The organism is Brevundimonas sp. GN22 (genome assembly GCF_054824005.1).
On record NZ_JSYD01000083.1, the window covers coordinates 1 to 3,311 of the forward strand.

A 3,311-nucleotide genomic window follows, 5' to 3' on the forward strand; every position below is an offset into this window, starting at 1 on the left:
GACAGAACCGGAATCGGCCGACCTGAATCGGTATTAAGGCTCTCGCTAGCCCTGCTGCAGCTTGGATGACGCCCCAATAGGGACCAGCATCCAAGCCTAGCCGAAGGGAGCGATGTTCCTATTCCGTCAGAACTGGAATCGGATTCCTGCCGTCAATCCGTGCGTCTCCAGCCGATCCCCAACCTGCGCCGACCAACCCGCGAAAGCTGACGCGCGAGACGTCAGCCGCGCCGTTCCATTTATCTCGGCAACCAACACACTATCTTCGATGCCAGTGCCCAGAACGGCAAACTCACGGCCAACACCAAATTGGTGGTTATTAGCGCTGTCCAGATCACCGGAGGCACCACGCCAGCCCAGTCGCCCCTCCAGTACCGCGCGCGCTCCGTCGCGAAGTTCGACAACCCGCTGCCCGCCAACCCCGAGTGTAAGGAAGCTCACTTCCTGTGTGCTGGAGTCGACGTTCAGGGCTGCCGAGCCGCCCCACTCACCAAACGCATCTGTCTTGCTCTGCACGCGGGCAATCGTGGCGAAGGGCTCGACATAATTCTCGCCAAGAGACAGTCGGTAGCGTGCTTCGGCAAAGTACTGAGTCGTACGGGCGTCGTACTGTCCTTGAAGCTGCTCGGCAAAATCCTGGAACGCCGCTGAGCGTCTTGTCTTGATCTCTTCCCAGCTTCCAGCAGCCCCGACGGACACGCCAAAGCCACCCCATAGACCGGAGCCATACACGCTCAGCCCATAGCTATCTCCCGTGCCCGATGTCGCGCGATCGCCAATGCGATAATCGGCGCGTTCACTTCCGCCAGCAATGCCAAAGGTCAAGCTGGATGCCGTTACTGCGTCTACGCCGATCCAACCTCCAACGCTTTCATAGTCCAGGGAGGCAGCGTTACCGTCCGTAGCGTGCTCGCCACGCTGCCCCCGCGCAGCGCTCCAGAACTGAACGCCTCTCTCCGAGCGGTCGATGAGGCGCGCGCGCTGACCAGCGAGGGTTCGCACGTCCTGCGCCTGCTCGATAAGGGCCGTCCGGATCGAGCCATGACCTTCACCTGAAAGCGCATCGAAGGCTTTGCGGGCCTCATCCTCATCCAAAGGCAGAATGGCCTTATAGAGGGGCGCGTCCACGCCTGTATTTTCCGCCGCCAGTGCGGTGGAGCGTTGATTCGGGGTTACGCCAACTGCGAGGAATGGGACTGCGTTACGCTCGAGCGTCAGATAGACGGACGTGCTGTCGTACTCCAGGTCGGCATTCAAAAAGGCAAAGTCGGTGCCAACGTTGTCAAACCCCGCTCCCGATATCCCGCCGGCAGCGGTGATGATCTGGTAACGGCCGATGCCGCTATAGCCCGAGGCCGGACCGACGTGTTGAACCGTGCCGCCATTGATGGTGAGCGTTCCCGTCACGGCCAAGAGGTCGGCCGCCGTACCCGCAGGATCGACCTCGACGCGATAGGTCGAACCTGTTTCAAAAACAGCATTTCCGGAGACGGTCAGAGTGCCGACGGAATTGCCCGGCGCGAGGATCCCCCCGGCTCCGAGCACCAGATTCCCGATTCGCCCAGATCCCGCCAGGATGCCGCCCGTGACGTTGGTCGCGCCGCCGAGGACGCCCCCAACGTTGAGATTGCCACCAGTCACATACAACGTGCCTGTGAAACCGCTGCTGTCGCCTGTAAGGCTGGTGGTGCCCGAAACCTGACGCAGGGTGCCGTTTCCGGTCATTCTGGAAGACAAAACAAAATCGGTATCGGTATGGTTGAACACCACCAAGGCTTGGGAATGCCTGAAATTCAGTGTGCCTACTTCGACGCGGCCCGCCTTGGCAGCCTCATTGCCTATCTCGGCACCGATAATCAGGCTACCCCTATCGGGTGGATTGAGGCCAAAGTTCATCGTGCCCGTGCCCTGACCGATCCTCAGAAGACCGCCGTCAGACAAACGCACAACACCTGAGCCATTTGCCGCGATGCTTACGCTGGGTCCCGTGACTTCGAATGCGGAGCCAGCTCCCGAAACGTTCACCCTGCCCGTTCCGCTTACGAGGTAGCCAATGGTTGCGTTACCAACGATAGCCTTACCGCCGTTCGTGATAGTCAGCGTTGCGGACGACCCTCGCCCGACATCCAGATTGTTTGCCAGTCTGAACTCAGACCCTGCGCCCGAAATATTTATGTCCGCAGACATACGAGTATAGTCTGCGGTTACGACCCCGCCGTTCTCGATATCAAGCCGACCATCAACCTTGATCTCATAGTTGGATTGCCACAGCGCCCCTTGCCCGGAGACCAGCGCTCTACCGCCGCTGTCGATCCGAGAGCCTGCGGCAGTCACTTGACCGCCATTGAGGATGTTCAGTGTGCCGGTGCCTTCGCCACCGACTTGGAACAGACCCGAACTTTGCCAGCTGGATCCTGCTCCGGATATCGTGACCACGCCGACCCCGGATGCATTTGCACCGATATAGGCGGTCTCTGTCGAGACCCGACCGCCCGCGAGAACTTCCACTTGGCCGGAACCCGCGCCACCGACATTCAGCGTGACGCTGGCGAAACGGCTGTCAGCGCCAGAAACCTTAATCGCCCCTGTCCCGCCAGCCGATCGACCCACCACAGCGTCAATCGCGCGGGTGTATCCGCCGGCGTTGATATTGAGCGTGCCTCTTCCCGCGTTGCCGACGACCAAATCACTGGCGGACAGAAGCTCGGACCCTTCACCCGTTACGGTTATCTCGCCAGACGATCCTGTATTCGAGCCGATCATGGTTGTCTGGCTCTCGAGCGCTCTTAAGGGAACTCGATCTTCCACCGAACCTATTATCTGCGCATCTGGCCTTTGAGAATGACCTTCCCGACGAGGTAATCAAAGATCCTAAGTACGCCTACCGCGTCGCGTATGTTGAGCGTTCGGTAAACAGCCGAGGCAAAGCAGATCAAGTCATCGAGTTTATCCGCCCTGACTCGGCGGAAGGCCTAGAAGTAGCAAGGGTCCTTCTAAAAGAAGCGGAGCGAACGAAGTACAAACCAACAGACATTGTCCGCCTAATGCAAGAAGAAGGGCATGCAGACTTCAGCCTTCATCGCCACCCGCTTATGTGGAAGGAAGCCGACGCTAAAAATCCAGCTCACGCGTTTGGCGTCGAACTACGCCCTGGCGACTGGTATTGGTCCGACAAGTGGGTAGACCACGTTCGTGCGCGCCTAGCATGAAGCTCGCGATTTAGCGCACATGCCTCAAACGAAAACTGACCGCAGACGAATGTCATACGGTCAGTGATAATGTTGGGTGCGGGAGTAGGATTTGAACCTACG

General features: G+C 59.1%; 1 protein-coding gene. It reads right to left on the minus strand.

The features are described 5' to 3' along the window. Positions 1-126 precede the first annotated feature (126 nt). Positions 127-2,763 (minus strand): autotransporter outer membrane beta-barrel domain-containing protein, encoded by a 2,637-nt coding sequence (locus tag OB03_RS11695; RefSeq protein WP_461344245.1) that lies wholly within the window; start codon positions 2,761-2,763, stop codon positions 127-129. Positions 2,764-3,311 lie beyond the last annotated feature (548 nt).